This window comes from Hymenobacter nivis (genome assembly GCF_003149515.1).
In the GTDB taxonomy this organism is placed as follows: Bacteria; Bacteroidota; Bacteroidia; order Cytophagales; family Hymenobacteraceae; genus Hymenobacter; species Hymenobacter nivis.
On the sequence record NZ_CP029145.1, the window covers coordinates 3,921,108 to 3,948,010 of the forward strand.

Consider the following 26,903-nt stretch of genomic DNA (forward strand, 5'->3'; position numbering starts at 1 on the left):
AGGGCCATGCACGCCGTGCCCTTCGGTTTTCGCCGGGTCCATAGCGGTGGTTACGTTTGTAGCACTGACCACGCTTTTAGGCGCATGGCTGTTCCATAATTTATGCAGGGCCCCTACGCCGGGCGCTGGGGGCGCTTAGCCAGGATGAGCTGCGTGCGGTAATCGTAGAGGCTGAGCTCCAGGCCTACGGGGTAGGTGTGGGGGTTGAGGAAGCGGCGCACGGCGGGGTCGAGGCTGGCCACTTCGCGCTGGGCAAGGGCCCGGCTTTCGGCCAGGGTGGGCAGGTCGAGCACGCGGCGGCCCTGGCAAAACACGGGTTCCAGCAGCTCGCGGAAGGGGGCCCCGGGGCGCACCGGGCGGCGGCGGGTGGCATCGTTGGGGTCGACGAGCACGAGGCGCTCGGGCAGCGGCACGGCGGTGTTGTAGAGCATGTCAGCCCGTGGGTGGCCCTGCTCGTCGAGGTAGCGGCGCACCTGCAAAATGCCGGGGACGCTGGTTTTGGCAATCTGCTCGCTGAGCTTAATAGTGAAATCCCAGCCCGTGCCGTCGGCGGTGCGCAGGGCGGCCAGCTTATACACCCCCCCGAGGGCCGCCTGGTTGTAGGCCGTCACGAGCTGCGTGCCCACGCCCCAGGTGTCGATGCGGGCCCCCTGCTGCTTGAGGCTGGTGATGAGGTTTTCCTCCAAGTCGTTGCTGGCCACGATGCGCACTTTATCAAATCCCGCCTCGTCCAGCAGGGCCCGGGCCTCGCGGCTGAGGTAGGCCAGGTCGCCCGAATCAAGGCGGATGCCGCCCAGCTCGTGGCCTTGGGCGCGCATTTTCCTGGCTACTTCGATGGCGTGGCGCACGCCGTCGAGCGTGTCGTAGGTGTCCACCAAGAACACGGAATCGTCGGGAAACGCCTGGGCGTAAGCGGTAAAGGCCTGCTCTTCGTCGGCAAACGACATGACCCAGCTGTGGGCGTGGGTGCCGCGCACGGGCAGGCCGTAGCGCTGGCCGGCCAGCACATTGCTGGTGGCATCGGCCCCGCCGAGGTAGGCGGCGCGGCTGGCCCCCAGGCCCCCGTCGAAGCCCTGAGCACGGCGCAGGCCGAACTCCAGAATCTGGTCGTGGGGCCCCGCGGCCTCGCGGATGCGGGCGGCCTTGGTGGCGATGAGCGTCTGGAAATTGACGAGCGTGAGCAGTGCCGTTTCCAGCAGTTGCGCTTGCAGCAGGGGCCCCTGGATGCGCAGCAGCGGCTCGTTACCGAATACTACGGTGCCTTCGGGCACGGCGTCTACGTCGCAGGTAAACTTCAAATCGCGCAGGTAGGCCAGGAAGTCGGGCGGGAACAGCGGCGTGCCCTTGCTGCCGCGCAGGCTGCCGAGGTACGCCAGGTCATCGTCCGAAAAGCGCAGGTTTTCCAGCCAGTCCACGGCCAGGGCCAGGCCGGCGGCCACCGCGTAGCCGCCCTGGAACGGCGCCTTACGGAAGTAGAGGTGGAACACGGCCTCGCGGTCTTGCAGGCCCTGCTGCCAGTAGCCGTAGGCCATCGTGAGCTGGTACAAATCGGTGATGAGGGCGAGCGAGGGGGCGTAGAGGCCGGAGAGCGGGGCGGGGTTCATGCCGGCAAAGGAAAGAAAACTTGGGGCAGCGGGCCCGCACCGGGGCCCCGCGGCCGCTTCCTTCAGCCAACCAACACTGGCCCTGCCTTACCTTAGGGCTTTATGGCTAAACCCGCTGCCCCCGCTACGCCTGCCCAAACCATCAACCTCTGGCTGCGCCTGGCGCACCTGGAGTGGCGCTTTGCCCTGGGTGCGGCCGTGGGGGCCCTGGCCGCGTGGCTGGCCCCGGCCACCATGGGCACTCTGGCCCGCGCCGTGGCTGGCTGGGACGGCTTCGCGGCCGTCAACTTGTTCCTGATCTTGGCGGCGATGCGCACGGCCGATACCGACGACATCCGCCGCGTGGCGGCCAGCGACGACTTGCCCCGCACGGTGGCCTTTCTGGTGGTGATTGGGGCCGCCCTGGCCAGCCTGGCGGCTGTGGTGGGGCTGTTGGGCACCATCAAAGACGTGCCCAAAGAGGCGAAGGCCCTGCACCTGGCGCTGGGCCTGGGGGCCGTGGCCCTGGCCTGGACGCTGGTGCACTGCGTATTCACGCTGCGCTACGCCCACTCGTACTACGACGCCGATGCGCAGGGCCACGACCAGGGGGGGCTGACGTTTCCCGACGACACCGGCAAGGAGAAAGACGAGCCAAAGCTCCAACCCAACTACCTCGATTTCGCCTACTTCTCCTTCGTGGTGGGCATGACGGCCCAAACGGCCGACATCGGCATCAGCAGCCGTGAAATCCGCGCCATTGCCCTGCTGCACGGGCTTATCGCCTTCCTGTTCAACACCGCCATTGTGGCCCTCACCATTGGCACCATCGGCGGGGTGCTGAGCTAAGGGGGCGGGCAATACTTAAGGCAAATAGCTGGCTGCCAGTGCCGCGGTCTTAGCTAATGAAGCCCTGCCGGACGGCTAGCTTGATAAGAGCGGCGGTGTTTTTGGCGCCGGTTTTGCCGATGATGTTTTGGCGGTGGGTTTCGATGGTGCGCTTGCTGGTGAAGAGCTTGTCGGCCACCTCGCTGTTGGTGAGGCCCTCGGCGATGAGCTTGAGCACTTCCAGCTCGCGGGCCGTGAGGCCCACGCCCCCGGCGGGTTCTGCTAGCTCACTGCTGCCGGTAGGGCCCCCGCCAGCGGCCTTGTAGAGCATATTCAGCCCAATTTCGCTGCACAAAAAACGCTGCCCTGCGGCCACGGTGCGGATGGCGTAGGTGATTTCCTGAAAGGCAGCGTTCTTCAGCACGTACCCCAGGGCCCCGGCCTGGAGCATCCGCAGCACATAATGCTCGTGGTCGAGCATGCTGAGCACCAATACTTTCGCTTCGGGAAAGCGCTGCTGCAACTCGGTCGTGGTTTCAAAGCCGTCGAGCACGGGCATGTTCACGTCCACCAGTATCACGTCGGCGGGGGTGCTGGCCAGCAGGGTCAGCAGCTCGGCCCCGTTGCTGGCTTCGCCGACCAGCTCGATGCCCGGCTCGGCGGCAAGTAGCGCCCGCAGGCCATCGCGCAGGATGGCGTGGTCATCGGCAAGCATCAGGCGGATCATGGCGGAAACGAAAAGTGGAACGGGGCCCTACGCGGTGCGCTTCAGGCCCACGATGCCCACCAGAATGAATCCAATATACAGCACGTGCCACGCGCTGAACGGCTCCTTGAGCACCAGGGTATCCACGATCTTGATGCCGACCAGGGCAATGCCCATCCACACCGCAAACGCGGTGCTGGCGGGTATCTGGTTCAGGGCCTTGGAGAAGAAAAACACGTTGGCCACGCCAAAGGCCACGTAGCCGATGGCCGGCAGCAGGGTGTAGAGCCCGGCCGGAGCCGCAAAAAACTGCGACCAGTCGATGGCCCGGATTTTGGCGACGCTGGTGTACTTCAGGCTATAGTTCCAGCACACTTCCATCGTGGAAGCCAGGAACAGGTAGACCCAGGCGGAATTAGCAACTGGATTCAAGAGTGGGCGTTGACGGGGCAGGACGATTCGGCGGCGGCGGGAATAACGGGCGCCGCGGGGCTGGGGTTGCCGCCGGGGCGGTGGGCCACGGTTTCCGGGGCCCCATCGGGCACGTTCCAGCCTTGCAGCACCTGGGCGGCGGGCACGTGCTGGCCCACCCAGTTCAGCAGCCGGAAGCGTACGCCGTGGTAGTGCCGGAACAGGGCCGATTTCTCGGCCAGGGCCCCCTCGTCAAAGCGGCGCACCGAAAAGGCGTGCTGCAAAAAGTAGTCTTTCGGAAACGCGTAGGGCAGGCCCCAGCGGATGGGTTTGCGGCCCTCGGGCAGGTAGGCGGTGCCAAACAGCCAGTCCCAGACTGCAAACTTGGTGGAGAAATTGGCGAAGTACACTTCCTCGTGGTCGGCGTGGTGCCAGAGGTGCATTTCGGGCCCGTTGATGACGTACTGCAGCTTGCCCGATTTCACGTCCACGTTGGCGTGGATGTACATGCCCCACACGGCGTCGATAAGGGCCTTGATGGGCACCACGATGGGGTTGGCCCCCAGCAGGATAATGGGCGCAAACTCGATGGTCTGGTTGATGATAATTTCGACCGCGTGCGAGCGCGAGCCGGCCAGCCAGTCTACCTGCTTGCCCGAGTGGTGCGCCTCGTGGGTGCGCCAGAAAAAGGCGCTGTTGTGCTGGAAGCGGTGAAACCAGTAAATATAGAAGTCGTGTGTAACCACGAAAAAGCCCACCTGCGCCGCTACCGGCCAGTCGCTCACCCAGTGGAACTGGGCCCCGAAGTGCTTGGCCAGCGGCGCGATGATGAACCCAAAAATGAGAATTTGCAGGAAGTAGCTCTGCACCAGCGTGTACCAGAACAGGTCGAGGAACAGCCCTTCGCGGAAGAATGGCAGGCCCTTGCGGTACGGGTACTTGCGTTCGAGCACCAGCAGCACCACCACCGCTAGCAGCAAAATGGGCGTGGTGATGAGCGTGGTGCGGCCCACCGGGTTCAGGCCGTCGTAAAAGCTGCTTAGCGTCTCCAGCATGATTGTTTAAGCTTTTAGCTAATAGCGGCTGGCTACCAGCTTTCGGGTATTTTGGACAAAAGCCAGGGAAATAAGCCAGGGTGGCCAGCGCTTGATTGGCTTTACAAAAGCGGACCGCTCACTAAAAAAGCGAGCGGCCCGAATAGTTTCAACTCAACGGCATATTGTGCATTCAGGGTCTATCCGAATAAGCGCTCAGCATGACCGGCCATTTCAAGTAGCTAACAGCTGATTTAAGCGGCCGTCACCTCGCGGCGCAGGCGGCGCAGGGGTTCTTTTTCGCTCTCGTACACCACCTTCACGCCGTCGCCGAGGCCGGTTTCGGTGTCGCGGATGTCGCGCACCATTTTGGCCATGCCGCCGGGCTCCACGCTGGCGGCGTGGTCGGAGCCCCACATGGCGCGGTCGAGGGTGAAGTGGCGCTCCACGAAGGTGGCGCCCAGGGCCACGGCCGTCACGGTGGTGCTCAGGCCGGTTTCGTGGCCCGAGTAGCCGATGGGCGTGTTCGGGAACTGCTGCTGAAGGGTCTGGATCATGCGCAGGTTCAGCTCGGCCGGGGGGCAGGGGTAGGCTGAGGTGCTGTGCGCAATCATCAGGTTGTCAAGGCCCACGTAGGTCACGGCGTCCGTAATTTCGTTCTGGGTGCTCATGCCGGTGCTCAGCATCAGCGGGCGGCCGGTGGCGCGCACGCGGTCGAGCAGGGGCTTATCGGTGAGCGAGGCGGACGCCATTTTGTAGAGCACGGGCTGGAATTGCTCCATGAAATCGACCGACGGCTCGTCCCAGCACGAGGCAAACCAGTCGATGCCGCGCGCCTTGCAGTAGTCGTCGATGGCCGTGTATTCTTCGAGGCCAAACTCGGTTTTGCGCTTGTAGTCGATGTAGCTCATGCGGCCCCAGGGAGTGTCGCGCATCTTTTCCCACTGGTCTTTGGGCACGCATAGCTCGGGGGTGCGCTTCTGGAATTTCACGGCGTCGCAGCCGGCCGCTACCGCGGCGTCAATCAGCTGCTTGGCAATATCAACGGAACCGTTGTGGTTGATGCCGATTTCAGCGATGATGTAGCAGGGCTGGCCGGGGCCAATGCTGCGGTTCTTCTTGATTTGTACGGTGCTCATGCCAAAGCGGATGGGGTAAGAGTGAAGCCAGGAGCTGGCCGGATACGAGAAATAATAATACGCAATAAGCAGGACCGCGGGTTTGTTTGGGCCCCAGACGTGCGCCCGGCGGTTTTATTTTACCGGCTGGCGATAATAAACTCGGCCACTTCGCGGAAGCAGCCGTGCCCGCCCCGTGTCTCGCAGTGGAAGTCGGCCACGGCCCGGGCAAAGCTGGTGGCGTCGCTGGGGCAGGCCGCTAAGCCCACCAGCTTGAGGATTTCCACGTCGTTGGTGTCGTCGCCGATGAAGGCGATTTCCTCGGCCACCAAGCCCGTGCGGGCCATAATCTCGTGCAGCCGCGCCGGCTTGTCCTTAATACCCAGGTGAAGCTCGGTGATGCGCAGCTTGTCGGCCCGCCGCTGCACCGAGCCCGACGTTTCGCCGGTCATAATGCCGCTTTCCACGCCCACGGCCCGCAGGCGCTCCACGGCCATGCCGTCGCGGATGCTGAAGCGCTTCATTTCCTCGCCGCGCTCGGAGTAATACACGCCGTTGTCGGTGAGCACGCCGTCGCAGTCGGTCAGCAGCAGTTTGATGCGCTTGGCACGGGCTTGGAGGTCGGTTAGGTTCATTTAGCTAATGGTGAATTCATGGCCCTCAGAACGTAGTAGAGACGCATCTTTGCGCCTCCGGTCTGAACGGTATCCCGTGTACTGCCCAGCGGCGTTCTATCCTGAGGCGTAAAGATGCGTCTCTACCTCGCTAAATGGCCGTCCAGCCGCCGTCTACTACCAGGTTGGCGCCGGTCATGTAGGCCGAGGCTTCGGAGGCCAGGAACACCACGGCGCCCTGGTAATCGGTGGCGGCGGCCATGCGGCCCAGGGGCGTTTTGGCGCTGTATTGCTTCACGAAAAAGGCGTCCTGGCTGTTCTCCACGCCGCCCGGCGAAAGGGTGTTTACCCGTACGCCCTGGGGGCCCCAGTAGGCGGCCAGGTAACGGGTGAAGTTCACTACCGCACCTTTAGTCATGGGATAAGAAGGTGATTTATAGAAGGTTTGCTCACCGGCCTCGTTGCGGTAAATGCTTTGGTCGGGCCCCACGATGCCGTAGGTGCTGGCCACGTTGATGATGGAGCCGCTGCCCTGCACCGCCATCGGCGTACCGAAGATCTGCGCCGCCAGGAAAACCCCCGTCACATTCACCTCCAGCACTTTCTGAAACGTGGCGAGCGGGAAGTTCTCGAACTTGCTGAGGTCGGCGGCCAGTGCCGGGTTCTCGAACATGTCGTTGATGGCCGCGTTGTTCACCAGCACGTCGATGTGCCCGAACTGCTTGATAATCTGGTCGCGCGCCGCCGCCAGCGATTCGGGCTTGGTCACGTCCACGGCCAGCGGCAGGTGGGGGCCCCCGGGCAAGCCGGCCGCAACCGCGTCGGCTGCGGCTTGGTTGATATCAGCCACCACCACGTTGGCGCCGGCGGCGGCCAGTGCCGCGCAGTGCTGCCGGCCAATGAGGCCGCACGCGCCCGTGACGATGGCCGTTTTGTTGGTAAGGTCGAAGAGGTTCATAAAGGATTTAGGCGTGCTGGCCCGGGGCCCTAAATTGTCCCGGGCCGTCATGCTGAGCGCAGCCGAAGCATCTCTACTGCGCAAGTAATCAAATTGATTGAGTTAGTGCAGCAGTAGAGATGCTTCGGCTGCGCTCAGCATGACGGCCCGGGGAACTGCCTGGGCTTGAGGTCCCTATTGCTGCTGGGCCCCAAAAAGCCCCTACTTCACCTTCGCCGGGGCGGCGTTGGTCACTTTGCGGAACACGGCTTCCACCGGCTCGCCGTGGAGGCGGGTGGCTACGTCGCCGGCGGCGATGGCCTCTTTCAGCAGCGGCAGCACTTCGGCGTACATGGCCAGGGCGTGGGCCACGTCGGCGTCGGTGTGCGAGAAGCACATGTTGTGGAAGCCGCCCCACATGATGCCGCGCTTGAACAGCTCCTGCTGCACGTAGGCCTTCACTTCCAGGGGGTTGCCGGCGCTGGCATCGAAGGTGACGATGCTGCGGCAGTCGTAGCCGTAGCACTTGGTGTACTGGCTCAGGCCGAGGTCGGCGGCGATTTTGTTGTAGCCGACTTTGAGCTTGTTGCCCTGCTCGGCGAGGCGGGCGGGCACGTTCTTTTCGCGCATCTCGGCGATGGTGGCCATGGCCGCGGCCAGGCTCAGGGCCTCGCCGCCGAAGGTGGTGAAGAAGAACACGTCCTGCTCAAACAGCTGCATTACGTCGCGCCGGCCGGTGAGCAGCGAAATGGGCATCCCATTGGCAAACGCCTTCGAGAACACCGCCAAGTCGGCCTTGATGCCGAAGTGCTCCTGGGCCCCGCCCACGGCGATGCGGAAGCCGGTCCACATCTCGTCAAAAATCAGCAGCGTGCCGTTCTCCTTGCAGAGGCGGGCCACTTCGTGCAGGAAGTCGCCCTTGGGCTCGTCGAAAATGAACGGCTCCAGAATCACGCAGGCCACGTCGGGCGTCAGTAACTCCTTGAACGAATCGAGGTTGTTGTATTCAAAGGCGTCCACCAAGTCCTTGCTTTCCTGCGGGATGCCCTTGTCGCGGCTCGTGGTGCCGATGTACCAGTCGTGCCAGCCGTGGTAGCCGCAGCATAGCACGTGGGGCCGCCCCGTGAAGGCGCGGGACACGCGCACTGCCGCCGAGCACACGTCGGCCCCGGTTTTGCTGATGCGGATGCTCTCGGCGTTCGGGATAATCTCGTGGATAAGCTCGGCAAACTGCACTTCCAGCTCGTGCATCATCGAAAACGTAATGCCGTCCTCCAGCTGCGCCCGGATGGCGTCGTCCACCCGCTGGTAGGCGTAGCCCAGCGAAATGGGCCCGATACCCATCTGGAAATCAAGGTATTCGTTGCCGTCCACGTCCCAGATGTGGGCGCCTTTGCCACGCTTCACGTACTTGGGGGCCCCGCCCTTGGTGTACTGCCCGGGGCCCTTGGCCAGGGTCTGGGTCACCGGCGTCATAATGGAAGTGGCGCGGGCGTACAGTGCGTCCGACTCGGTGAAGTCGGGGTAGTCGGCGTTGGAAGAAACAGTGTTGGGCATCGGATTCGGGAAGGTTTGAGTTGATTTACAGAACGTCATGCTCATCTGGCGTCCGCGTAGCCGAAGCATCTCTACTGCGGCAGTAATCAATGATTAGTCAGCGGGAGAGATGCTTCGGCTACGCGGACGCCAGATGAGCATGACGGCCTTTTTGGCGGCACGACAGCCAGTTAGGGCAACGAACGAGTAATTACTCGGCGAATTGGTTTTCCACCACTTCAGTTTTGGTGGTAATGGCGGCGGGGTCAGCGCCCAGCTTTTCGGCGATGCGCCGGGCAATGTGCTGGCCGGTAAAGCCTTCGTATTCTAGTACTTCGCTCAGTAGGCCGGGCTTGTACCACTTCTCGTTGAGGGCGATGGGCAGGACCTTGGCCGTCAGTTCATTCTTCAGCAGCACCTCGGCCAGGATGGAGTAGAGGCCGCCGGTCTGGAAGTGGTCCTCCAGCGTCACGACCAGGCCCCCGGCCCGCACCACTTGCAGCAGTGCGGCTTCGTCCACGGGCTTGAGGGTGCGCATATTTACGAGGCCCACCGATTTGCCCTGGGCTTCGAGCAGCTCGCGGGCGATGAGGGCCTGCTCGAACAGCATGCCGTAGACGAGGATGGTGGCGTCGGTGCCGGTGGCCACTACTTCGGCTTTGCCCATTTCAAAGGGCGCGTGCTGGTAGGTGCCGGGGCGGGTATTGATGCGCACGTAGGCCGGGCTGGGCGAGGCCCAGATCTGGGGCAGCATACCCAGCATGTCGGCCTCGTCGGCGGGCGCGAAAACGGTCATGCCCGGGATGCCGCGCATCAGGGCCACATCCTCGATGGCCTGGTGGGTAGGCCCGTTGCCGTCCGACAAGAAGCCGGGTACGAAGCTGCTGATTTTGACCGGCAGCTGGCCGATGCCCACGTCGGTGCGAATAAACTCAAAGGCCCGCAGGGTGAGGAAGGTAGCCAGCGCGTGCACCACCGGGATGCGCCCGCGCAGGGCCAGCCCGGCCGCCGCCCCAATCAGGGTTTGCTCGGTGATGCCGGTGTCGATGAACCGGGGCCCCAGCACGGCCGGCAGGTTGCGGATGAGGGCGCGGTTTTCGGCCGTCATCACAATGAGGCGGTCGTCGGCCAGGGCCGTTTCGCGGATAAGGTCTTCGTAAGCCATTTTGCGAACAGTATTTTATTAGGCCGTCATGCTCATCTAGCGTCCGCGGAATGAAGTGGAGTCGAAGTATCTCTCCCGCTGACTAACTGATTACTAATGCAGTAGAGATGCTTCGGCTGCGCGGACGCTAGATGAGCATGACGGCCTTTTTAATTGTTTAGTTAATTACCGCACCGTCAGCGTTTCCGAGGTGAGCGTGGTGGCTTCCTGGCTGTGCAGCTCTTTCAGGAGCTCCACTACTTCGTCGGCCGAGAAGTTGCAGAACCAGCGGTCGGCGCGGGCTTCGATGCTGGGCAGGCCGCGGCCGCGCACCGTGTCGCAGATAATGACCGAGGGCTTATCATCGGAGAAGGGCAGGGCCCCGAAGGCGGCTTCGAGCTGCGCGAAGTCGTGGCCGTCGATGCGCTGCACGGCCCAGCCGAAGGCTTCAAACTTGGGCCCCAGGGGCTCCAGCGGAATCAGGTCTTCGGTGGCCACGTTGGCCTGGAAGTGGTTGCGGTCGACGACCAGGGTGAAGTTGCTGAGTTTTTGAGCGGCGGCTACCAGCACGGTTTCCCAGACGGAGCCCTCGTTCAGCTCGCCGTCGCCGGTGATGACGATGGTGCGGTTTTTCAGGCCCCTCATCCGGTTATCGAGCGCCACGCCCAGACCCACGGACGGCAAGTGGCCCAGCGAGCCCGAGTGAAACTCGACGCCCGGCACCGAGCGGTTGGGGTGCCAGTAAATGCTGTCGTTGGCCTTCAAGTGATTGGCTAGTCGCTCTTTGGGCATGAAGCCCAGCTCGACGAAGGTGCCGTAGAGGGCCGGTACGTCGTGCCCTTTGCTCAGGAACAGAAAGTCGCGGTCGGGCGCGTCGAGCGTCTGGGGGCTGATGTTCAGGAAGTCGGCGTAGAGGTACACCAGCAGGTCGGCGCAGCTCAGCGAGGCGCCGGTGAAGCAGCCGCCGTCGGTGCTCAGGCGCACGATGTGCTCACGCACGCGCAGGGCCAGGGCTTTCAGTTCGTCTTGTTTTTCGGAAGTCATAGGCTTTTTTCTTGCTAGAGAACGTCATGCTGAGCGTAGCCGAAGCATCTCTAACGCATACTGAATCGATAATTACTGCCGCAGTAGAGATGCTTCGCTGCGCTCTGCACGACCGTTCAACTATATAGCCTTGGTTTGGTCGGCGGCCACGGTTTTTAGCTCGTCCAGGTGGTTGCGGTACCAGTTCACGCCGGCCAGGCTGGCGTTGAGGGCGTAAATGTCTGGCCTTTGCTTTAATAAAGTTAGAATATCGTCCAGGCCGAACGCTGGATTGGCCGGGTACAGCGCGTCGAATACGGCCTTAATGAACTCGTAATCTTCGCGGTAGTCAATCGTGAAGCGGTGCGACATGGAGTAGTCGAGCCCCGTTTCCCAGGCCACGTTGGCGAGGCGGAAGTGGCCGGGGTTTTCCCAGAAGAAGGGTGTGGTGTGCTCGCGCTCTAGCGGGCGGTGGGCCTCGCGCCAGGCAGTGGCCAGGGCCCCCAGGGGCATCACTTCCACGTCGTTGCCGTCGGGGTAGGTGGCGGGGTGCAGGTTGCCCACGAAATCGAACTGCCCGGCCGTATCTATATAATAGCCCAGCACGCGGTCAATCACGGCGGGGTCGATGAGGGGGCAGTCGGACGGGATTTTCACTACCGCATCCACCGGCCCGAAGGCCAGCGCCGCCTGGTAGTGCCGGTCGAGCAAGTCGGTGGGCGAGCCGCGGAACACGTCGATATTGTGTGCTTCGCACAGCGTCGCCAGGGCGTCGTCGGCCGCATCGGTGGTGGTGGCCACCACGATCTGGCCGGCCAGCGTGGCCCGTTGCACGCGCTGCACCATGCGCACCAGCAGGGGCTGGCCGGCCAGCGGCAGGCTGACTTTATCGGGGAGGCGCGACGAGCCGCGGCGGGCCTGGATGACGGTGAGGATGTTCACGGGCGGTTGGGCTGGGCCGCGTGGGTGGCGGCTGGGGCCCCCGCGGCGGGCTTAGAAAAGTCTTCGGGCCGGTATTGTTTCAAAAACGCCGGGCCGCTGCCCGCGAAGCCGGCGTAGCGGCGGCACACGTCGGCGATGCGGCGGGCCGAGGTGCCGTGGTTTTGCCAGGGCAGCTTGCGCTTCAGGTCCTCCACGTCGAAATAAGAGTGCACCGGCAGACCCAGCGCCAGGCCCACGAAGGCCACGGTGCTGTACTGGGTGATGAGTTCGGCGCAGTTGGCAATCATTTCCTCGGTGTTGCCCTCGGTGTAGATGAGCGTGCCAGCGGGGGCCCAGCGCCGCACCTCGGCGGTGGCGCGGGCCATGTTTTCGTTGGGGTGGAACTTGAAAATCAGGGGCCGGCCGGCGGCGATGCGCACGGCCTCGCCGATGAACTTGCGGCGGTTGTCGGGCCGGTAGGTTTCGCGCATGTCGGTGGTGGCCACCAGCACGTAGCCGCGGTGTGGGAAGCTGTTGCGGCGCAACTGCTCCACGTCGTCGAAGTTGGGAATGCCCGTCACCACGAGCTTGCCCGCGTCCACGCCCACCTGCTCGAAGTGCTCCGCGTAGCCCGGTGAGGCCACGCAGTACACGTCGCAGCAGTTATTCATGCCATTCAGGGCGGTGCTGATGGTGAGGATGGGGTAGCGGGTGAAGCGCTTAATTAGGCGGGCCCAGAAGTTGAGCGGGTCCGTCATGCCCTCCTGCACGAACACCGACTTGGTGTAGGCCAGCAGGTTCCAGGGCACGATGATGTCGGAACAGCACACAATCAGGTCGTAGCGGTGGCCGTACACCCGGGCCTCAAAGTCGTTGGGCAGGCCGTGGGCGGCCAGGTAGCGGTCGGCCTTCTCCTTGATGTGGCCCGTGACGATGGTGCCCTTTAAGAGGTTGGCCCACAGCAGGAATTCGTAGAAGCGGCGCTGCCAGCCGTCGTAGTACAGCTGGCTGAAGTACGGGTCAAACTCGTCGCGCAGCAGCCCGGCAATTTGGTGCATCTGCGTGGTCTGGTTGGGCGAGCCAATCAGAAACAAGACTTTTTTGCGCGGCATACGGATGGGACGGAAGCGAAAGCAAAGCGGGAAGCAAATTTACGGCGGCTGGTCGTAGCGCGTCATTTTTCCATTAGCCTGGGATGAAATTCGCGCCGCTCAAGGTAGCGCCTGCGCAGGGCCCGGAGGCCCTGGGCGGCGTTGCGGGCGGGCCCCGGCGCGGGGCCCCAAGTGGCAGAAAAATTGAGTAGCTATGAAATATTGGTGAGCAAAAGCAATACTTTTTCTGCCGATTCCGTTAAAGGCAACTCAAACCCCGCGCTTTAGCGGCGTGGGTTCCTTCACCAAATCCTTATATTCCCGTGAAAAAGCAACTCGTTCTCCTCGCCCTGCTGTGCGTTGCCGGTGGCTACTCGGCCAGCGCCCAGACCACGACTACCACGACCCAGCAAACGACGGCGCCCACCACGCCCGCTGCCCCGGCCATGACGCCCGCTCCGGCCCCGGAGATGACCCCCGCCCCGGGCATGACCACTACCACCGTGGAATCGACCACCACCACTGCCGACCCCAACACGGTGACCATCCCCAAGGGTGCCAAAGTGAAAGGCAACCGCAAGAAAATGAAAATCAAGCCGAAAGACTAATTTTTAGCCGTTTTCGCTCCTGTTGAAAGCCCCGCCGCAAGCACTTGCGGCGGGGCTTTTTGGTGGTGCTTACCGCAGCAGGGCCCCCACCTGCTCCACCAGCACGGGCACGCTTAGGGCCCCCATGATGGCCACCACCACCCAGCCGGCGGCCAGCATCCAGCGCGGGTGGCGGTAGGTGCCCATGAGGCGGTGGCTGGTGGCCGCTACTAATATGATGCCCAGTGCAATGGGTAAAATTAGCCCGTTCACGGCCCCCGCGAACACCAGGAGCTGCGCGGGCTTGCCGACGAGTACGAAAATGCCCGTCGACAGCACAATAAAAACGGAGATGCAGGCCCGCTCGTAGCGGGCAAATACGGGGTGAAACGTCTTGAAAAACGACACCGACGTGTAGGCCGCGCCCACCACCGACGAGATGGCCGCGCTCCACAAAATGACGCCGAACACGCGGAAACCCACCTCGCCCGCCGCCGAGCGGAACACGCCCGCCGCGGGGTTGTCGGCGTCGAGCACGGCGCCGTGGCTGAGCACGCCCACGATGGCCAGGAACAGCACAAACCGCATAACCGTGGAAATAACAATGCCGCTGACGGCGCTGCGCGTCACCACGTCTTGCTGGCCGGGGCCCTTAATGCCAGCGTCGAGCAGGCGGTGGGCCCCCGAAAACGTGATGTAGCCGCCTACCGTGCCGCCCACGATTGTGACGATGGCCGCCGCGCTGATTTTGGCCGGCAGCAGCGTGTGGTGCAGCGCTTGCAGCAGGGGCGGGTGCGCGCTGAAGGCAATGCCCAGCGTCAGCAAAATCTTGACCGTGCCGAGGATTTTGGTGAAGCCGTCGAGCATTTTGCCGATTTCCTGCACCCAAAACAAGGTCAGGGCCACCGCGCAGCTCACCAGGGCCCCGTGCTCAAAGCTCATGCCCGTCAGCACGTTCAGGCCCAGCCCGCAGCCCGCGATGTTGCCGATGTTGAAGGCGAAGCCGCCCAGAATCACCATCGTCGCCAGGAAGTAGCCCAGCCCGGGCAGCAGCCGGTTGGCCAGGTCCTGGGCCCGCAACTCACTGACGGTGAGAATACGCCAGGTATTGAGCTGGGCCCCCACGTCGAGCACCACCGACACCAGAATGACGAACCCAAAGCTGGTCAGCAGCTGCTGGGTGAACACCGTTGTCTGCGTCAGAAACCCTGGCCCGATGGACGAGTTGGCCATCAAAAACGCCGCCCCCAGGCTGGCCCCGCCGAACCACCGCTTGCCCGCCGCCATTAGCGTGCCCCGGCAAAAGTGGCGCCCAGGTGCACGCCCGCTTCGCGCAGGGCCCCGTACAGCCGCTGGGCAAATTCCAAGGCGTGGGGCCCGTCGCCGTGCAGGCACACGGTATCGGCCCGGAGGGCCACATCGGGGCCCTGCTGGCTGCGCACCTGGCCCTCGCGCACCATGCGCAGCACCTGGGCCACGGCGGCGTCGGCGCTGGCCACCAGCGCGTCGGGCTGGCGGCGCGGGGTGAGGGTGCCGTCGGCCTGGTAGGTGCGGTCGGCGAATACTTCGTGGGCGGTTTTGAGGCCCAGCCGCTCGCCGGCTTTGGTTAACTCGCTGCCCGCCAGTCCGTAGAGTACCAGCTCGGGCTGCACCCGGTACACGGCTTCGGCAATAGCCTGGGCCAGGGCGGCGTTGGTGGCGGCCATGTTGTACAGGGCCCCGTGGGGCTTGAGGTGGTGCAACCGTCCGCCCTCGGCCCGGGCCACGGCCCCCAGGGCCCCCAACTGGTATACGGTCATGTCGAAAGCTTCCTCGGGCGAGATGGCCAGGTCGCGCCGTCCAAACCCCACCAAATCGGGCAGCCCTGGGTGTACCCCGATGGCCACGTGGTGGCTGAGCGCCGCCCGCACGGTTTGCCGCATCACGCCGGGGTCGCCAGCGTGGAAGCCGCAGGCAATGTTGGCCGACGTCACGAAGGGCAGCACGGCCGCGTCCTGCCCCATCGTCCAGGCCCCGAAGCTCTCGCCCATGTCACAATTCAGGTCAACGGAGTATGTCATACGGGATGGAATAAACGCGGGTATTTATCAAAAGCAGAACATCATGCAGAGCGCAGCGCAGCATCTTTTCCGCGCCAGTAATTATTATTAGTAACGCGGGAAAGACGCTGCGCTGCGCTCTGCATGATGTTCTGCTTTTTGCCAATTCGGAAACGATGCTAATAAAGAGTCAGTGGAAAAGATACTTCGCTGCGCTCTGCATGACGTTACTTTTATTCAGATACTCAATGGGCAAACCTAAGCCCAATACCCCGCTGCAACGCCCTCATGGCGCGCTCCTGCGCAAGGTACAGCGCCTGGGCTTCGGCCAGCGGTACTTCCCGGAAGCGCAGCGCCTGGCCCGGGGCGGCTTGTGCCAGGGCCCCAAAATCGGCGGTGATGGCTTGGGCCAGGCGCGGGTAGCCGCCAGTGGTTTGGCGGTCGGCGAGCAGCACGATGGGCTGGCCGCCGGGCGGCACCTGCACCGTGCCGAAAGTGACGGCGCTCGACAGCAGCTCCGCGTCCGTCAGCCGCACCAGCGCCGGCCCTTGCAGCCGGTAGCCCATGCGGTCGGCCGCGGCCGTGATGGCAAACGGCTGCTCCCAAAACGCCTGCTGGCTCGCGGCCGCAAATTGCCCGTACTCCGGCCCCCGCACGGCGCGGATGAGGGGGCTACGGCGCGGCACGGGGCACAGCCGGGGCCCCGGCGTCCAGCTGGCTTGGCTTTTAGCGAATTGATTTTCAGTTAATTCTTTTATGATGTTCTGCCCAATGGCCGAAGGCGCACCCACGGGCAGCTGGTCGTCGGCACGCAGGGCGCGGCCGTGCCAACCGCCCAGCCCGGCGCGCAGGTAGGTGGCGCGGCTGCCCAGCACCGGGGCCACGGCCACGCCGCCCGCCACCGCCAGGTAGGTCCGGCAGCCCGCCCGGGGTGCGCCGAAGGCCAGCTCCGCGCCCGCCGGGGCCCAGGTGGGCCGGTGCAGTTGCAGCGGCTGGCCGTTGAGGGTGGGGGAGAGGTTGGCCCCGGTGAGGGCCAGGAGGCAGCCGGCGTCGAAGCGGAGGCGGGGGCCCTGGAGGGTGATTTCGAGGCCGGCCGCTCCGTCGGGGTTGCCCACCAGTAGGTTGGCCACGCGCAGGGCCCCGGCATCCAGGGCTCCGCCCACCGCCACACCGGCTTGCTGGTAGCCGGGCCGGCCCAGGTCCTGCACAGTGGTGAGCAGACCGGGGTGCAATACGCTAATAATCATGCTGCTGGGTGTGGGCGTACTCCGCCGCGCTGATGGGCACGAAGCGTAGGTGCTGGCCCGCGTGCAGCAGGCTGGGGGCGGCCCACGCAGCATCGAATAGCCGCAGCGGCGTACGACCGATGAGCTGCCAGCCGCCCGGCGTGGGCAGCGAGTAAACGCCGGTCTGGGGCCCCGCAATGCCTACCGTGCCGGCCGGCACCCGCGGGCGGGGCTGGGCCAGCCGGGGCGTGGCCAGCCGCGCATCGAGCCCGCCCAAGTACGGAAAACCCGGCGCGAAGCCAATCATGTGCACCAGGTACTCCGGAGCCGCGTGCCGGGCAATTACCTCAGCCGCCGACAAGCCCGTGTAGCGGGCCACAAACGCCAAATCGGGCCCCCAGGCCCCGCCGTAGCACACCGGAATTTCTACCAAACCGGCGCTGGCCGTGGCCGCCGGGGGCCCCACGGCGGCCAGCCGCTCGCGCAGCGCCGCCGCCACGGTCTCGTAGGGCGGGTGCCGGCCGCCGTCGCTCACCAGCCACGGGTCGTAGTACACGGTGAGGGTAGTGAAGGCGGGCACGCACTCGCGCAGGCCCGCGAACGGGTGCTGCGCCAGGTGCGCGCCAAACGCCCGAATGGCCGCGTGCGTAGCCGGGCTGATAACGTCGCCAAACTGCACCACCACGGCCGCATCGCCCAGCGGATACAACTGCCTGGGCAGCGCGGGTAACGACGGATCGGTTTGGTTCATGCGGCGCGGGTGCGGGGGCCCTGGGCAGCCAGGCGGCCGGGCCGTAAACATAGTGGGGCCGGACCGGCCCCGCCGGCGTTTGCCTTCGGCAAGGCTGGCTTATTGCTTGATCGGCTTATATTTACCTGCGGAACAACCGAATAGCCCGGGGCCCCTGCCCGCCAGAAATGGCACGCAGCCCAGCTGCCGGAACGGAGTCTTTCTGTACGTCATCACCTTTCATTTTTCAAGCAATGAAAACCGTTCTAACCCTGCTAACCGGCCTGGTGTTAGGGGCTCTACTGCTCCCCGCCCGCGCCCAAACGGCCCCGGCCAAACCGACCCGTTCGGCTACGCCCGCCGCTACGCCCGGCCCCAAGGTAGTCGGCGCGGTCGCTCGTGAGCCCGGCTCATATAAAGGCCCATATGTGGTGAGCGATACCAAAGCCCTGGGCCAGAAATTCATCCAGCACAGCCGCCCGTCCGATGAATTCTTCCCCCGCCACCCCCTGCCTTCTCTAAAGTAAGGCTCCTATTGCGTTAGCGTGAACGAGGCCATCTGCACGTCGCGCGAGTTGCTGCCGACCATTACCTGGAACTCGCCGGGCTCGGCCACGAACTGCAAATTGTTGTTGTAATACTTCAAATCCTCCACCGTGAGGTGGAAGGTGAGCTGGCGGCTTTCGCCCTTTTTGAGCAGCACTTTCTGGAAGTTTTTCAGCTCCTGCACCGGGCGGGTGCTGGTGCCCACCACGTCGCGCAGGTACAGCTGCACCACTTCTTCGCCGTCGGTGGTGCCGGTGTTCTGCACGGTCACCGTCACGTCCAGGGCCCCGGCCATGGGTATGGTGGCGGCGCTGAGTATGGGCTTGGAAATGCTGAACGTAGTGTAGCTTAGGCCGTAGCCGAAGGGGTAGAGCGGGTCGTTGGGGAGGTCCAGGTAGCGCGACTTGTACTTGTCGAGCTTGACGCCGGCGTAGGGGCGGCCGGTGCTTTTGTGGTTGTAGTAAATCGGAATCTGGCCTACCGCCCGCGGGAAGGTGGCCGTAATTTTACCCGCCGGGTTGTAGGCCCCGAACAGCACGTCAGCCACGGCGTGGCCGCCCTGCGTGCCCGAAAACCAGGTTTCGAGGATGGCGTCGGCGTTTTGGTCTTCCCAGGGCAGGGTGAGGGGGCGGCCGTTCATGAGCACTACCACCAGGGGTTTGCCAGTGGCTTTCAGGGCCTTGAGCAGATCGAGCTGGTGGCCGGGCAGGCCGATGTCGGCGCGGCTGGCGGCCTCGCCGGTCATGCCCTGGCTTTCGCCCACCACGGCCACTACTACGTCGGCGCTTTGGGCAGCGGCCACGGCTTCGGCAATCAGCGCCTCGGGGGCCCGGGGGTCGATGTTCAGCTCGCCGCCGTAGGCGTTCAGGCGGTCAATCATCTGCGGGTCGTCGGCCACGTTGGCACCTTGGGCGTAGGTAATTTTCAGGCCCGGGGCGGCGGTCCGCAGGCCCTGCTCCACCGACACGGCTTGCTTCCAGTCACCGGCCCCGCTCCAGCTGCCAATCATATCGCGCTGGCGGTTGGCCAGGGGCCCCACCAGGGCAATACTGCCGGTTTTTTTGAGGGGCAGGGTTTGCTTATCGTTTTTGAGCAGCACGAAGCTGCGGCGGGCTACGTCGCGGGCGTCGGCCAGGTACTGGGGCTTCATCAGCGTGGCCTTGGCGCGCTTCTCGCTCACGCCGTGGTAGGGGTCGCGGAAGAGGCCGAGGCGGTACTTGGCCTCCAGCACGCGGCGGCAGGCCTGGTCAATCTGGGCCTGGGTCACGGTGCCGTCGGCCAGGTTTTTCGCCAGGTTGTTCAGGAAAATCTCGCCCACCATGTCCATGTCGATGCCCGCGTTCATGGCCAGTTCCGACACCTTTTTGTCGTCGCCCAGGCCGTGGGCCTCTAATTCGTTAATAGCGGTGTAGTCCGTGGCCACGAAGCCATTAAAGCCCCACTGCGTGCGTAGCAAGTCGGTCATCAGGAACTTGTTGGCCGTGGCCGGGATGCCGTTTACGTCGTTGAACGACGACATCACCGAGCCCACGCCGGCCTCCACGGCGGCCTTATAGGGCGGCAGGTACTCGTTGTACATGCGCTGGAGGCTCATGTCGGTGGTGTTGTATTCGCGCCCGGCCTCGGCGGCCCCGTACAGGGCAAAGTGCTTGAGGCAGGCCATCACCCGGTCGGGCCGGGTCATGTCGTTGTCGGGGCCCTGGTAGCCGCGCACCATCGCTCGGGCAATCTGCGAGCCCAGGTACGGGTCTTCGCCGCTGCCCTCCATAATGCGGCCCCAGCGCGGGTCGCGGGCAATGTCCACCATCGGCGAATACATCCAGTTCACGCCGTCGGCGCTGGCCTCGTCGGCGGCGATGCGGGCAGTTTTTTCCATGGCCGGCAAATCCCACGACGCAGCCAAACCCAGCGGCACCGGGAAAATGGTGCGGTGCCCATGAATGACGTCGTATCCTAAAATGAGCGGGATGTGCAGCCGCGACTCCTTGACGGCCAGGGCCTGGAGTTTGCGCGCCGCTACCGGCGTGTAGGTGTTCAGCACGGCCCCCACGCGGCCCTTGCGGATGTTGGCGTCCACGTCCTTGCTCACCACGGGGCCCGTCACATCGAAGCCGACTGACACGAGGTTGAGCTGCCCGATTTTCTCCTCGGGCGTCATTTTACCCAGCAGGTTGTCAACGAAGGCCGTCATTTTGGCGTCGGGCGCGGGCAGCGTAGTTTTAGGCGCGGCCGCTTGCTGGGCCGCCGCCGGCCGGGCCCCCAGGCCCAGCGTGAGTAAGAAAAAGGCGCCGCAAATACGGGTAGATTGGGTCATTGGTGAGAAGAGTAGGTGATTTGGTAAAGAACGGGATGGGCTGCCGGTTTTCCTGCCGGCTACCCGCTAATCGGTGTACTGGGTGAACGGTGCGGAGCCCGTGGCGATTACCGGGCGGGCGGCTTTATTTCTTAATATCCGGGCTCTCGAACCCCAGCTTCGTCAGGCCGCGCTGCACCTCGGGGGCGCTCATGAAGAGCTTCCAGAGCAGGCCGGTGCGGTGGTTCTCAATCATGGCCACGATGGGGCCCTGGTCGATGGCCAGGTACGAGGCGGCGTACCAGTTGTGCTCCTCGCTGTAGGCATCCACGAAGCCGTAGGGGCCCCAGATTTTATCGCCCAAATCATCGTAGAAATGGCGCAGCGCCAGCATCGATTCGGCCGGTGCGTAGGGCATGGCCGACAGCGCCGCGGTGGGCGAAATCACCCCCAGGTCTTCGGTGGGCGAGTGGGCGGCGTAGCCCTGGTAACTGTCTGATGCCGTGAGGCCCCAGGCATTGGCGCCGTAGCCCTTGTAGTGCTTGGGGTTGGCCACGCAGTAGGCGCGGTTGATGAGCGTGTGGCTTTTGTTCTGCTCCCAGTAATCGGCGTGCGCGTCCTTCAGGCCGTGGGGGTTGAGGCCCAAAAACGAGTAGTGCGAGAAGAACAGGGGGCCCCCCAGCGCGGGGCCCAGGGGTAGCTGGTGGCCGTAGTAGGTATTGCCGTTCAGGTAGTCGGGGCCCGTAGCCCAGCCCTGGTCGTACACGGTCTTGTCGATGGCGTAGCGGGGCGAGCCGGCGGCCAGCACGTAGGTCACCAGGGCTTCGTTCCAGCCGTGCAGCTGGTGGTTCATGCTCCAGCCGTTGTTGGGGCTCCAGTGCCAGTACAACACATTCTGGCCCTGGGTGAACCAGTTCCACTCCACGCCTTCCCACAGCCAGAGCACCTTGTTGCGCACATTGCGCTCGTCGGGCGTGTCCTTGGTAAAGTACTGGCGGGCGCAGAGCAGGCCCTCGTACATAAAGGAGGTTTCCACGAGGTCGGCCCCATCGTCTTTCGGGCTGAAGCGGATGGTGTGGCCCGTGGCCCCGTCGTACCAGTGCGGAAACGCGCCGTGGTACTGGTCGGCCTTCCACAGGAAATTTACGATTTTACTGACCCGCGCCGCCGCCTGCGCCCGGGTAATCCAGCCCCGCTCGGCGGCCACGATGATGGCCATCAGGCCGAAGCCCGTGCCGCCGGTCGTCACCACCTCATCGCCGTAGTCGAACGACCTATTGCTGCGCTCGCGCGCCATGCCGCTCACTGGGTGCCCAAAGTCCCAGAAGTACCGGAACGTCTGGCGCTGCACCAGGTCCAGCAGCTGCTCGTCGGTGAGGTGGCGCGGCCGTTGCCGGGCATCGAAGGCGGGCGGCGCGGCGGGTTTTTTCGGCGGTGCTTTGGGCGTGGGCTGGGCCCCCAGCAGGCCGGGGGCCAGTAGCAGGGAGGCAAGAAGTTTCAGGCGCATGGCTGTCTTTTTAAGACGTGTAGTTGTCGTTTAGCGAGGCGCCTCACGCCCCCTTGGGGCCGGCCTCAAGGGGGCCCGTGAGGCGCCTCGCTGAACGATGGGAAGGCGGAATCAATACCCCGGGTTTTGGGTGAGCACGCCGCCGCTCAGGTCGATTTGGGGCTGCGGGATGGGGAAGATTTCGCTTTTGCCCTTCGCGAAGGTTTTGCCCTGAGCCGCGAAAATGGGCACAATGCGCCCGGGCATCACGCTTTCCTGGCGCACCAGGTCGAAGAAGCGGTCGTGCTCCATGGCCAGCTCCACGCGGTGCTCCTGCCAAATGGTGGCCAGCGTGGCGGCTTTGGCCCCCAGGCCGGCGCGGGCGCGCACCGCGTTGAGGCTGGTGGCGGCGGCCCCGGCGTTGCCGATTTGCAGGGCGGCCTCGGCGTTGATGAGCAGCACCTCGGCGTAGCGCATGATGCGGACGTTTTTGGGCAGGTAGTCGGTGTTGCCGCAGTTGGGCTCCTTGGTGCGGCTGTGGTAGGCCTTGTAGCTGTAGCGCATGTTTTCCACCGAGTCCTTGGTCGGGATGCGGAAGCCGTCCCAGAGCACGGTGCCCACCGAGCGCTGCCCGGCCGGCGCCGTGGGGTTGATGAAGATGATGGTGCCGGCCCGGCGCACGTCGCCGGGCTCGTAGGCGTCCGCCAGGCTCTGGGTGGGGTTGTTGAAGCCAAAGCCCAGGTCCGACCACCCGCCCTTGCCGCCCGCGCGGGGGCCCTGGCACACGGCGTACAGGTTCACGGCCGAGTTGTTGCAGGCCGCATTCACGCCGGTTTGCACCTCAAATATCGATTCCGAATTATTGTTGCCCACCGTGCGCCAGATGTCGGCGTAAGTGGGGTACAGGGAGTAGGCCGCCCCGGTGATGATGGCGCTGGTGAGGTCGTAGGCCTTCTGGTAATTTTTCTGGTACAGGTACACCTTGGCCAGCATGGCCTGGGCGGCGGCCTTGGTGGCCCGGCCCACGGGCGTCGCGCCCTTCGCCGGCAGGTTGTCGGCGGCAAACTGTAGGTCGTTGATGATGAAGGCGTATGTATCCGCCGCCGAGGCCCGCGTCTGGAGCGCCGGGTTATTGGCGTCGGCGGCGGCGGGCACGCCGTTGATCAGGGGCACGCCGCCGAAAAACCGCACCAGGTTGAAGTAGAAGTACCCGCGCAGGAAGCGCACTTCGCCCAGCTCCTGGTTTTTGAGGACGTCGGCGGCTGGGCTCAGCGGAATTTTGTCGATGGCCTGGTTGGCCCGGGCAATGGCCTGGAAGTAGCCATTCCAGACGTTGTTGACGGTGCCGTTGGACGAGGTGGCGGTGAAGTTGTCGATGGTCAGCGCGTCGCCGTAGTCGGTGGGCGTGCTGCCCTTGTCGCCGTCGTCCGAGGCGATGTCGGTCATGATGATGTTCTGCAAGCCGTTCACGTCGGGGCCGAAGCCGCCGAAGTACAGGGCGTTGTACACGCCGTCGACCAGCTTCTGGGCCGCGGCGGGGTCGGTGCGGATGGCGTCTTCGCTGAGCTGGCCCTGGGGGGCCACTTCGAGGAAGTTTTTGCAGCCACTGGCCACAACCAGGGCCAGGGCCAGGGCGGCGGTGCCGGCCCGGCGGCCCGTCGAAAAGGGGGTAGGTTTCATAACAGGCGGCGGCTTATTTGAAGTTAGCGGTCAGGCCCACCGTGAGGGTGCGCGGGGTGGGGTAGCTGCTGGTGTTGCCCACCAGCTCGATGCCGGAGTTGAGGGGGCCCCCGGGCAGCTCGGGCGTGAAGCCGGTGTACTTGGTGGCGGTGAAGATGTTCTGGCCCGACAAAAACAGCCGCAGCGACGCCAAATGCGCCTTCTCCAGGCTGCTCACGCCGAAGGTGTAGCCCACCACGAGGCTGGTCAGGCGCAGGTACGCGCCCGATTCGAGGAAGTACGACGAGTTGGGCATGCTGCTCGTCAGGGCCCGGGGGTTGGTGCCGGAAGGGTTGGCGGCCGTCCAGCGGTCGGCGGCGAAGCTGGCCTCGATGTTGTCGGTGCCCTGGGTGCGGGCCTGCTTCTTGGCGTTGTACACCTTGTTGTTGAGGTTGCCCGAAAACACGAACGAGAGGTCGAAGTTGCGCGCGGTGAGGCCGCCGTTCACCCCGAAATACACCGGCGGCTGGTACGAGCCGAAGTAGCGGCGGTCGTTGAGGTCAATCTTGCCGTCGCCGTTCACGTCGGCGTACTTCAAGTCGCCCACCTGGGGCCCCCCGTTGGGGCCCGTGCCGAAGATGGACACCGGCGAGTTTTTAATCTCGTCGGCCGACTGGTACACGCCGATGGCGTCGAGCAGGAAGAAGCTGCCGGCCGCCACGCCGTTGTCGGACTTGGTGACCAGGTTTTGCCCCGCGAACAGCGCCTGCCCGCCGTTGAGGTTGGCGATGCGGTTGGTGTTGAAGGTGGCGTTCACGCCGAAGTTGTAGGTGATGCCGCTGGCTAGCTTTGCGCGCCAGTTCACGGCCGCCTCCATACCCTTGTTGGTGATGTCGGCGGCGTTGGTGATGAGCTGGTTGTCGGGGTCGCCGAGGATGCCAGGGATGTTAATGGGAATCAGGGCGTTGCTCGTGCGCTTGTTGTAGTAGGTCAGCTCGCCGGTGAGGCGGTTGTCGAGGAAGCCAAACTCCACGGCGGCGTCGTACTCGCTGGTGGTTTCCCAGTGCACGCTGCCGTCCTTCAGCTGGCTGATGACGGCCCCCAGCGTCTGCTGCCCGTTGATGATGTAGGGCACGTTGATGTCGGCCGTGGTCACGTAGGAGTTGGTCGGAATCTGGTCGTTGCCCAGGCGGCCGTAGCTGCCGCGCAGTTTCAGGAAGCTCAGGCCCCGCACGTCCTTCAGGAAGTCTTCGTCGGAGAGCACCCAGCCCACGCCCAGCGACGGAAACACGCCCGTGCGGCGGTTCGAGGCGAACTTCGACGAGGCGTCGTAGCGCAGGTTGGCCGTGAGCAGGTAGCGGCCCTCGTAGGAGTAGTTCACGCGGCCCAGCACTGAAAAGCGGCGGTCTTTCGAGGGCAGCATCCCGGCGTCGGGGTTGTTGGGGTCGTAGGGGTTCACCACCGACGTGTTGGGGTCGCCCGTGTTCAGGTACCACTGGTTGGGGTCGGCGGGCACGCCGCGGCGCGAGCCGTAGAGCGGCGTGGTCTGGCCCTCCTCGGTGGTAGTGCCGGCCAGCACCGTCAGGTCGTGCTTGCCGCCGAAGGTTTTATGAAACGTAGCCGTGTTTTCCCACAGGTAGCGGTAGGAGTTGTTCTGCATCACGCCCAGGCTGCTGGTTGGGCTGAACTGGTTGCCGCCGGCGATGATGAACGTGCTGGCGTCGTTGTTGAACTGGTAGTTATAAATCGTGCGGTTGTTGAAGTTCAGGTCCAGGTTAATGGCCGAGCGCAGCACGAGCCAGTCCACGGGCCGCACGTCGATGCCGACGTTGCCCTGCAAGCGGTTTTCGAGCGAGCGGTTGTTGTTCTTGTCGATGTCGAGCAGTGGGTTGCCCGCGTTGCCGAAGGCGGAGGTGTTGCCGTACAACTCGCCCTGCTTGGCCGGAATGAAGGGGGCCGCCCGGTAGGCGTTGAGGTAGGCCGCGCCCAGGTTCACGTCGCGCGTGTCGGCGTGGCTGTACGAGGCCTGCGAGCTGATGGTAACCTTGTCGGAGAGCGAGAACGAGGTATTGGAGCGCACCGTCAGGCGCTGGAACTTGTTCTGCGTCACGATGCCGTCGTCTTGCAGCAGGTTGCCCGAGAAGTAGTAGCGCACGTTGTCGGTGGCCCCCGACACGGCCAGGTTGTGGTTCTGGAAAATGCCGTGCTTCAGGATTTCCTTGTACCAGTTGGTAGTGCCCGTAAAGCCCGGGTAGTCCGGAAACTTGGTATTCGGCGACGTGTCGGCGAGGTAGCTTTTGTACTGGTCGGCGTTGGCCATTTCCACGAGGTGGGCGGCCTGTTTGAAGCCGTAGGTGCCGCTGTAGCTGAGCACCGGCTTGCCCAGGGCCCCCTTCTTGGTGGTCACAATGATGACGCCGTTGGCCCCGCGCACCCCGTAGATGGCGGCGGCCGAGGCGTCCTTCAGCACGTCAATCGTGGCAATGTCGGCGTTGCTCAGGTTGCGGATGTCGGTGGTTTGCACGCCGTCCACCACGTAGAGCGGGTTGGCCCCGGCCAGCAGCGTGCCCGTGCCGCGGATGCGCACCGTGGGCTGCGAGTTGGGCGAGCCGTCGCTGATGATTTGCACGCCGGCAATTTTGCCTTGCAGGGCCTGGGTGGGCGTTTGCACCGGCTGGTTCACAATTTCCGAGCCCTCCACCCGGGCCACGGCCCCGGTCAGGTCGCGGCGGCGCTGGGTACCGTAGCCCACCACCACCACTTCGCTCAGCGATTTGGCATCGGGGGCCAGCGCCACGTTAATGGTCGTCTGGGCGCCCACCGCCACTTCTTGCGAGGTGTAGCCCACGAAGCTGAACACAAGCGTGGCGTTGTCGGGCACGGTCAGGGTAAACTTGCCGTCGGGGTCGGTGGAGGTGCCGGTGGTGCCGCCCTTCACTACCACGTTCACGCCGGGCAGGCCCTGGCCCTTTTCGTCCACCACGCGGCCCGTCACGGGACCGGCCGCTTCGGGCTTCAGCACAATGCCGTCGTCGGTGAGGGTGTAGCGGATGCGCAAGGGCTCCAGCAGCTCGGCCAGCACCTGGCCCAGCGGCTGCCCGGTGGCCCGGAGGCTAACGTGGCGGTTGGCCCGGATGAGCTGGCGGCTGTACTGAAAGTGCGCGTCCGTCTGCTTCTCAATGTCGGCCAATACTTTGTACACCGCCGCGTCCTGGGCGTTTATGGTCACGGCCTGCGTGAGCGACGGCTGGGCAGCCGTGGGGCTGGCCGCCGCAATGCTGAGGGTGCTCAACAGCGTGAGGCACAGGAACTGGAGCAGGGCGGCCCGCTTGAGGCGGGGCAGGCCCGGTAAGGGAAGTAGCCTTGGTAGCATAGGGGTGGGAAGAAAAGA

Annotated in this window: 23 protein-coding genes; 3 read left to right on the forward strand and 20 right to left on the reverse strand. The window is 64.4% G+C overall.

Features of this window, described 5'->3' with window-relative positions:
- Positions 1 to 113: 113 nt before the first annotated feature.
- The gene (locus DDQ68_RS17420) at positions 114 to 1,604 is read right to left on the reverse strand and encodes a nicotinate phosphoribosyltransferase (protein ID WP_109657443.1); all 1,491 of its coding nucleotides are present in this window, start codon (positions 1,602 to 1,604) and stop codon (positions 114 to 116) included.
- Between the two features lie 102 nt (positions 1,605 to 1,706).
- Between DDQ68_RS17420 and DDQ68_RS17425 the strand changes: the two genes are divergently transcribed.
- Positions 1,707 to 2,432 carry a DUF1345 domain-containing protein gene (locus DDQ68_RS17425; RefSeq protein ID WP_109657444.1) on the forward strand — a complete coding sequence of 242 codons (726 nt, stop codon included), beginning with the start codon at positions 1,707 to 1,709 and terminating at the stop codon, positions 2,430 to 2,432.
- A 49-nt stretch (positions 2,433 to 2,481) separates the two neighbouring features.
- Here DDQ68_RS17425 and DDQ68_RS17430 read toward each other — a convergent pair whose 3' ends face one another.
- From DDQ68_RS17430 to DDQ68_RS17480, 11 genes are all read right to left on the reverse strand, one after another.
- The gene (locus DDQ68_RS17430; protein ID WP_109657445.1) at positions 2,482 to 3,138 is read right to left on the reverse strand and encodes a response regulator; all 657 of its coding nucleotides are present in this window, start codon (positions 3,136 to 3,138) and stop codon (positions 2,482 to 2,484) included.
- Positions 3,139 to 3,165: 27 nt separating this feature from the next.
- Positions 3,166 to 3,549 (reverse strand): DMT family transporter, encoded by a 384-nt coding sequence (locus DDQ68_RS17435; protein WP_162550209.1) that lies wholly within the window; start codon positions 3,547 to 3,549, stop codon positions 3,166 to 3,168.
- Entirely contained in the window at positions 3,546 to 4,583 is a 1,038-nt protein-coding gene (locus tag DDQ68_RS17440; protein WP_109657447.1) for a sterol desaturase family protein, read from the reverse strand. Before DDQ68_RS17440 ends, DDQ68_RS17435 begins: the two co-directional genes overlap by 4 nt.
- Positions 4,584 to 4,816: 233 nt before the next feature.
- Complete coding sequence (locus DDQ68_RS17445) at positions 4,817 to 5,701, reverse strand: N-acetylneuraminate synthase family protein (RefSeq protein ID WP_109657448.1); 885 nt, start codon at positions 5,699 to 5,701, stop codon at positions 4,817 to 4,819.
- 119 nt (positions 5,702 to 5,820) lie between these two features.
- Positions 5,821 to 6,315, reverse strand: a complete 495-nt coding sequence (locus DDQ68_RS17450) for a KdsC family phosphatase (RefSeq protein ID WP_109657449.1) — start codon at positions 6,313 to 6,315, stop codon at positions 5,821 to 5,823.
- Positions 6,316 to 6,445: 130 nt separating this feature from the next.
- On the reverse strand, positions 6,446 to 7,252 hold the full coding sequence (locus DDQ68_RS17455) for an SDR family oxidoreductase (protein WP_109658491.1): 807 nt from the start codon (positions 7,250 to 7,252) through the stop codon (positions 6,446 to 6,448).
- 201 nt (positions 7,253 to 7,453) lie between these two features.
- Positions 7,454 to 8,788, reverse strand: a complete 1,335-nt coding sequence (locus tag DDQ68_RS17460) for an aminotransferase class III-fold pyridoxal phosphate-dependent enzyme (protein WP_109657450.1) — start codon at positions 8,786 to 8,788, stop codon at positions 7,454 to 7,456.
- Between the two features lie 190 nt (positions 8,789 to 8,978).
- Positions 8,979 to 9,932 (reverse strand): transketolase family protein, encoded by a 954-nt coding sequence (locus tag DDQ68_RS17465; RefSeq protein ID WP_109657451.1) that lies wholly within the window; start codon positions 9,930 to 9,932, stop codon positions 8,979 to 8,981.
- A gap of 165 nt (positions 9,933 to 10,097) precedes the next feature.
- Positions 10,098 to 10,955: a transketolase gene (locus DDQ68_RS17470; protein ID WP_109657452.1), complete on the reverse strand. Its 858-nt coding sequence runs from the start codon at positions 10,953 to 10,955 to the stop codon at positions 10,098 to 10,100.
- Between the two features lie 120 nt (positions 10,956 to 11,075).
- Positions 11,076 to 11,876: a cytidylyltransferase domain-containing protein gene (locus DDQ68_RS17475; protein ID WP_109657453.1), complete on the reverse strand. Its 801-nt coding sequence runs from the start codon at positions 11,874 to 11,876 to the stop codon at positions 11,076 to 11,078.
- Positions 11,873 to 12,967 carry a CDP-glycerol glycerophosphotransferase family protein gene (locus DDQ68_RS17480; RefSeq protein WP_211320168.1) on the reverse strand — a complete coding sequence of 365 codons (1,095 nt, stop codon included), beginning with the start codon at positions 12,965 to 12,967 and terminating at the stop codon, positions 11,873 to 11,875. The genes DDQ68_RS17475 and DDQ68_RS17480 overlap by 4 nt, the downstream gene beginning before the upstream one ends.
- 302 nt (positions 12,968 to 13,269) lie before the next feature.
- Here DDQ68_RS17480 and DDQ68_RS17485 point away from each other — a divergent pair, with 302 nt between their 5' ends.
- The gene (locus DDQ68_RS17485; protein WP_109657454.1) at positions 13,270 to 13,554 is read left to right on the forward strand and encodes a hypothetical protein; all 285 of its coding nucleotides are present in this window, start codon (positions 13,270 to 13,272) and stop codon (positions 13,552 to 13,554) included.
- Between the two features lie 69 nt (positions 13,555 to 13,623).
- Here DDQ68_RS17485 and DDQ68_RS17490 read toward each other — a convergent pair whose 3' ends face one another.
- The 4 genes from DDQ68_RS17490 to pxpB all read right to left on the reverse strand — a co-directional run bounded on the left by DDQ68_RS17490 (position 13,624) and on the right by pxpB (position 17,549).
- On the reverse strand, positions 13,624 to 14,820 hold the full coding sequence (locus DDQ68_RS17490) for an NRAMP family divalent metal transporter (RefSeq protein ID WP_109657455.1): 1,197 nt from the start codon (positions 14,818 to 14,820) through the stop codon (positions 13,624 to 13,626).
- Positions 14,820 to 15,593, reverse strand: a complete 774-nt coding sequence (locus tag DDQ68_RS17495) for a LamB/YcsF family protein (protein ID WP_109657456.1) — start codon at positions 15,591 to 15,593, stop codon at positions 14,820 to 14,822. The genes DDQ68_RS17490 and DDQ68_RS17495 overlap by 1 nt, the downstream gene beginning before the upstream one ends.
- A 224-nt stretch (positions 15,594 to 15,817) precedes the next feature.
- Positions 15,818 to 16,819 (reverse strand): 5-oxoprolinase subunit C family protein, encoded by a 1,002-nt coding sequence (locus DDQ68_RS17500; RefSeq protein ID WP_109657457.1) that lies wholly within the window; start codon positions 16,817 to 16,819, stop codon positions 15,818 to 15,820.
- A complete protein-coding gene (pxpB, locus tag DDQ68_RS17505; protein WP_109657458.1) occupies positions 16,809 to 17,549 on the reverse strand; it encodes a 5-oxoprolinase subunit PxpB in 741 nt (246 codons plus the stop codon). Before pxpB ends, DDQ68_RS17500 begins: the two co-directional genes overlap by 11 nt.
- A 233-nt stretch (positions 17,550 to 17,782) precedes the next feature.
- Between pxpB and DDQ68_RS17510 the strand changes: the two genes are divergently transcribed.
- Positions 17,783 to 18,055: a hypothetical protein gene (locus DDQ68_RS17510; RefSeq protein WP_109657459.1), complete on the forward strand. Its 273-nt coding sequence runs from the start codon at positions 17,783 to 17,785 to the stop codon at positions 18,053 to 18,055.
- A gap of 5 nt (positions 18,056 to 18,060) precedes the next feature.
- On the opposite strand, the gene bglX is transcribed toward DDQ68_RS17510, so the two are convergent.
- The 4 genes from bglX to DDQ68_RS17530 form a co-directional block, all read right to left on the reverse strand.
- Positions 18,061 to 20,388 carry a beta-glucosidase BglX gene (gene bglX / locus DDQ68_RS17515; RefSeq protein WP_109657460.1) on the reverse strand — a complete coding sequence of 776 codons (2,328 nt, stop codon included), beginning with the start codon at positions 20,386 to 20,388 and terminating at the stop codon, positions 18,061 to 18,063.
- Positions 20,389 to 20,512: 124 nt separating this feature from the next.
- On the reverse strand, positions 20,513 to 21,874 hold the full coding sequence (locus DDQ68_RS17520) for a glucoamylase family protein (RefSeq protein WP_109657461.1): 1,362 nt from the start codon (positions 21,872 to 21,874) through the stop codon (positions 20,513 to 20,515).
- 111 nt (positions 21,875 to 21,985) lie between these two features.
- Positions 21,986 to 23,533: a RagB/SusD family nutrient uptake outer membrane protein gene (locus DDQ68_RS17525; protein WP_109657462.1), complete on the reverse strand. Its 1,548-nt coding sequence runs from the start codon at positions 23,531 to 23,533 to the stop codon at positions 21,986 to 21,988.
- Positions 23,534 to 23,546: 13 nt separating this feature from the next.
- Positions 23,547 to 26,885 (reverse strand): TonB-dependent receptor, encoded by a 3,339-nt coding sequence (locus DDQ68_RS17530; RefSeq protein WP_109657463.1) that lies wholly within the window; start codon positions 26,883 to 26,885, stop codon positions 23,547 to 23,549.
- Positions 26,886 to 26,903 lie beyond the last annotated feature (18 nt).

Bases quoted from the DNA above. Each gene is read 5' to 3' on its own strand.
- DDQ68_RS17420 (WP_109657443.1), bottom strand. From the start codon at position 1,604: ATGAACCCCGCCCCGCTCTCCGGCCTCTACGCCCCCTCGCTCGCCCTC.
- DDQ68_RS17425 (WP_109657444.1), top strand. From the start codon at position 1,707: ATGGCTAAACCCGCTGCCCCCGCTACGCCTGCCCAAACCATCAACCTC.
- DDQ68_RS17430 (WP_109657445.1), bottom strand. From the start codon at position 3,138: ATGATCCGCCTGATGCTTGCCGATGACCACGCCATCCTGCGCGATGGC.
- DDQ68_RS17440 (WP_109657447.1), bottom strand. From the start codon at position 4,583: ATGCTGGAGACGCTAAGCAGCTTTTACGACGGCCTGAACCCGGTGGGC.
- DDQ68_RS17445 (WP_109657448.1), bottom strand. From the start codon at position 5,701: ATGAGCACCGTACAAATCAAGAAGAACCGCAGCATTGGCCCCGGCCAG.
- DDQ68_RS17450 (WP_109657449.1), bottom strand. From the start codon at position 6,315: ATGAACCTAACCGACCTCCAAGCCCGTGCCAAGCGCATCAAACTGCTG.
- DDQ68_RS17455 (WP_109658491.1), bottom strand. From the start codon at position 7,252: ATGAACCTCTTCGACCTTACCAACAAAACGGCCATCGTCACGGGCGCG.
- DDQ68_RS17460 (WP_109657450.1), bottom strand. From the start codon at position 8,788: ATGCCCAACACTGTTTCTTCCAACGCCGACTACCCCGACTTCACCGAG.
- DDQ68_RS17465 (WP_109657451.1), bottom strand. From the start codon at position 9,932: ATGGCTTACGAAGACCTTATCCGCGAAACGGCCCTGGCCGACGACCGC.
- DDQ68_RS17470 (WP_109657452.1), bottom strand. From the start codon at position 10,955: ATGACTTCCGAAAAACAAGACGAACTGAAAGCCCTGGCCCTGCGCGTG.
- DDQ68_RS17480 (WP_211320168.1), bottom strand. From the start codon at position 12,967: ATGCCGCGCAAAAAAGTCTTGTTTCTGATTGGCTCGCCCAACCAGACC.
- DDQ68_RS17490 (WP_109657455.1), bottom strand. From the start codon at position 14,820: ATGGCGGCGGGCAAGCGGTGGTTCGGCGGGGCCAGCCTGGGGGCGGCG.
- DDQ68_RS17495 (WP_109657456.1), bottom strand. From the start codon at position 15,593: ATGACATACTCCGTTGACCTGAATTGTGACATGGGCGAGAGCTTCGGG.
- DDQ68_RS17500 (WP_109657457.1), bottom strand. From the start codon at position 16,819: ATGATTATTAGCGTATTGCACCCCGGTCTGCTCACCACTGTGCAGGAC.
- pxpB (WP_109657458.1), bottom strand. From the start codon at position 17,549: ATGAACCAAACCGATCCGTCGTTACCCGCGCTGCCCAGGCAGTTGTAT.
- DDQ68_RS17510 (WP_109657459.1), top strand. From the start codon at position 17,783: ATGAAAACCGTTCTAACCCTGCTAACCGGCCTGGTGTTAGGGGCTCTA.
- bglX (WP_109657460.1), bottom strand. From the start codon at position 20,388: ATGACCCAATCTACCCGTATTTGCGGCGCCTTTTTCTTACTCACGCTG.
- DDQ68_RS17520 (WP_109657461.1), bottom strand. From the start codon at position 21,874: ATGCGCCTGAAACTTCTTGCCTCCCTGCTACTGGCCCCCGGCCTGCTG.
- DDQ68_RS17525 (WP_109657462.1), bottom strand. From the start codon at position 23,533: ATGAAACCTACCCCCTTTTCGACGGGCCGCCGGGCCGGCACCGCCGCC.
- DDQ68_RS17530 (WP_109657463.1), bottom strand. From the start codon at position 26,885: ATGCTACCAAGGCTACTTCCCTTACCGGGCCTGCCCCGCCTCAAGCGG.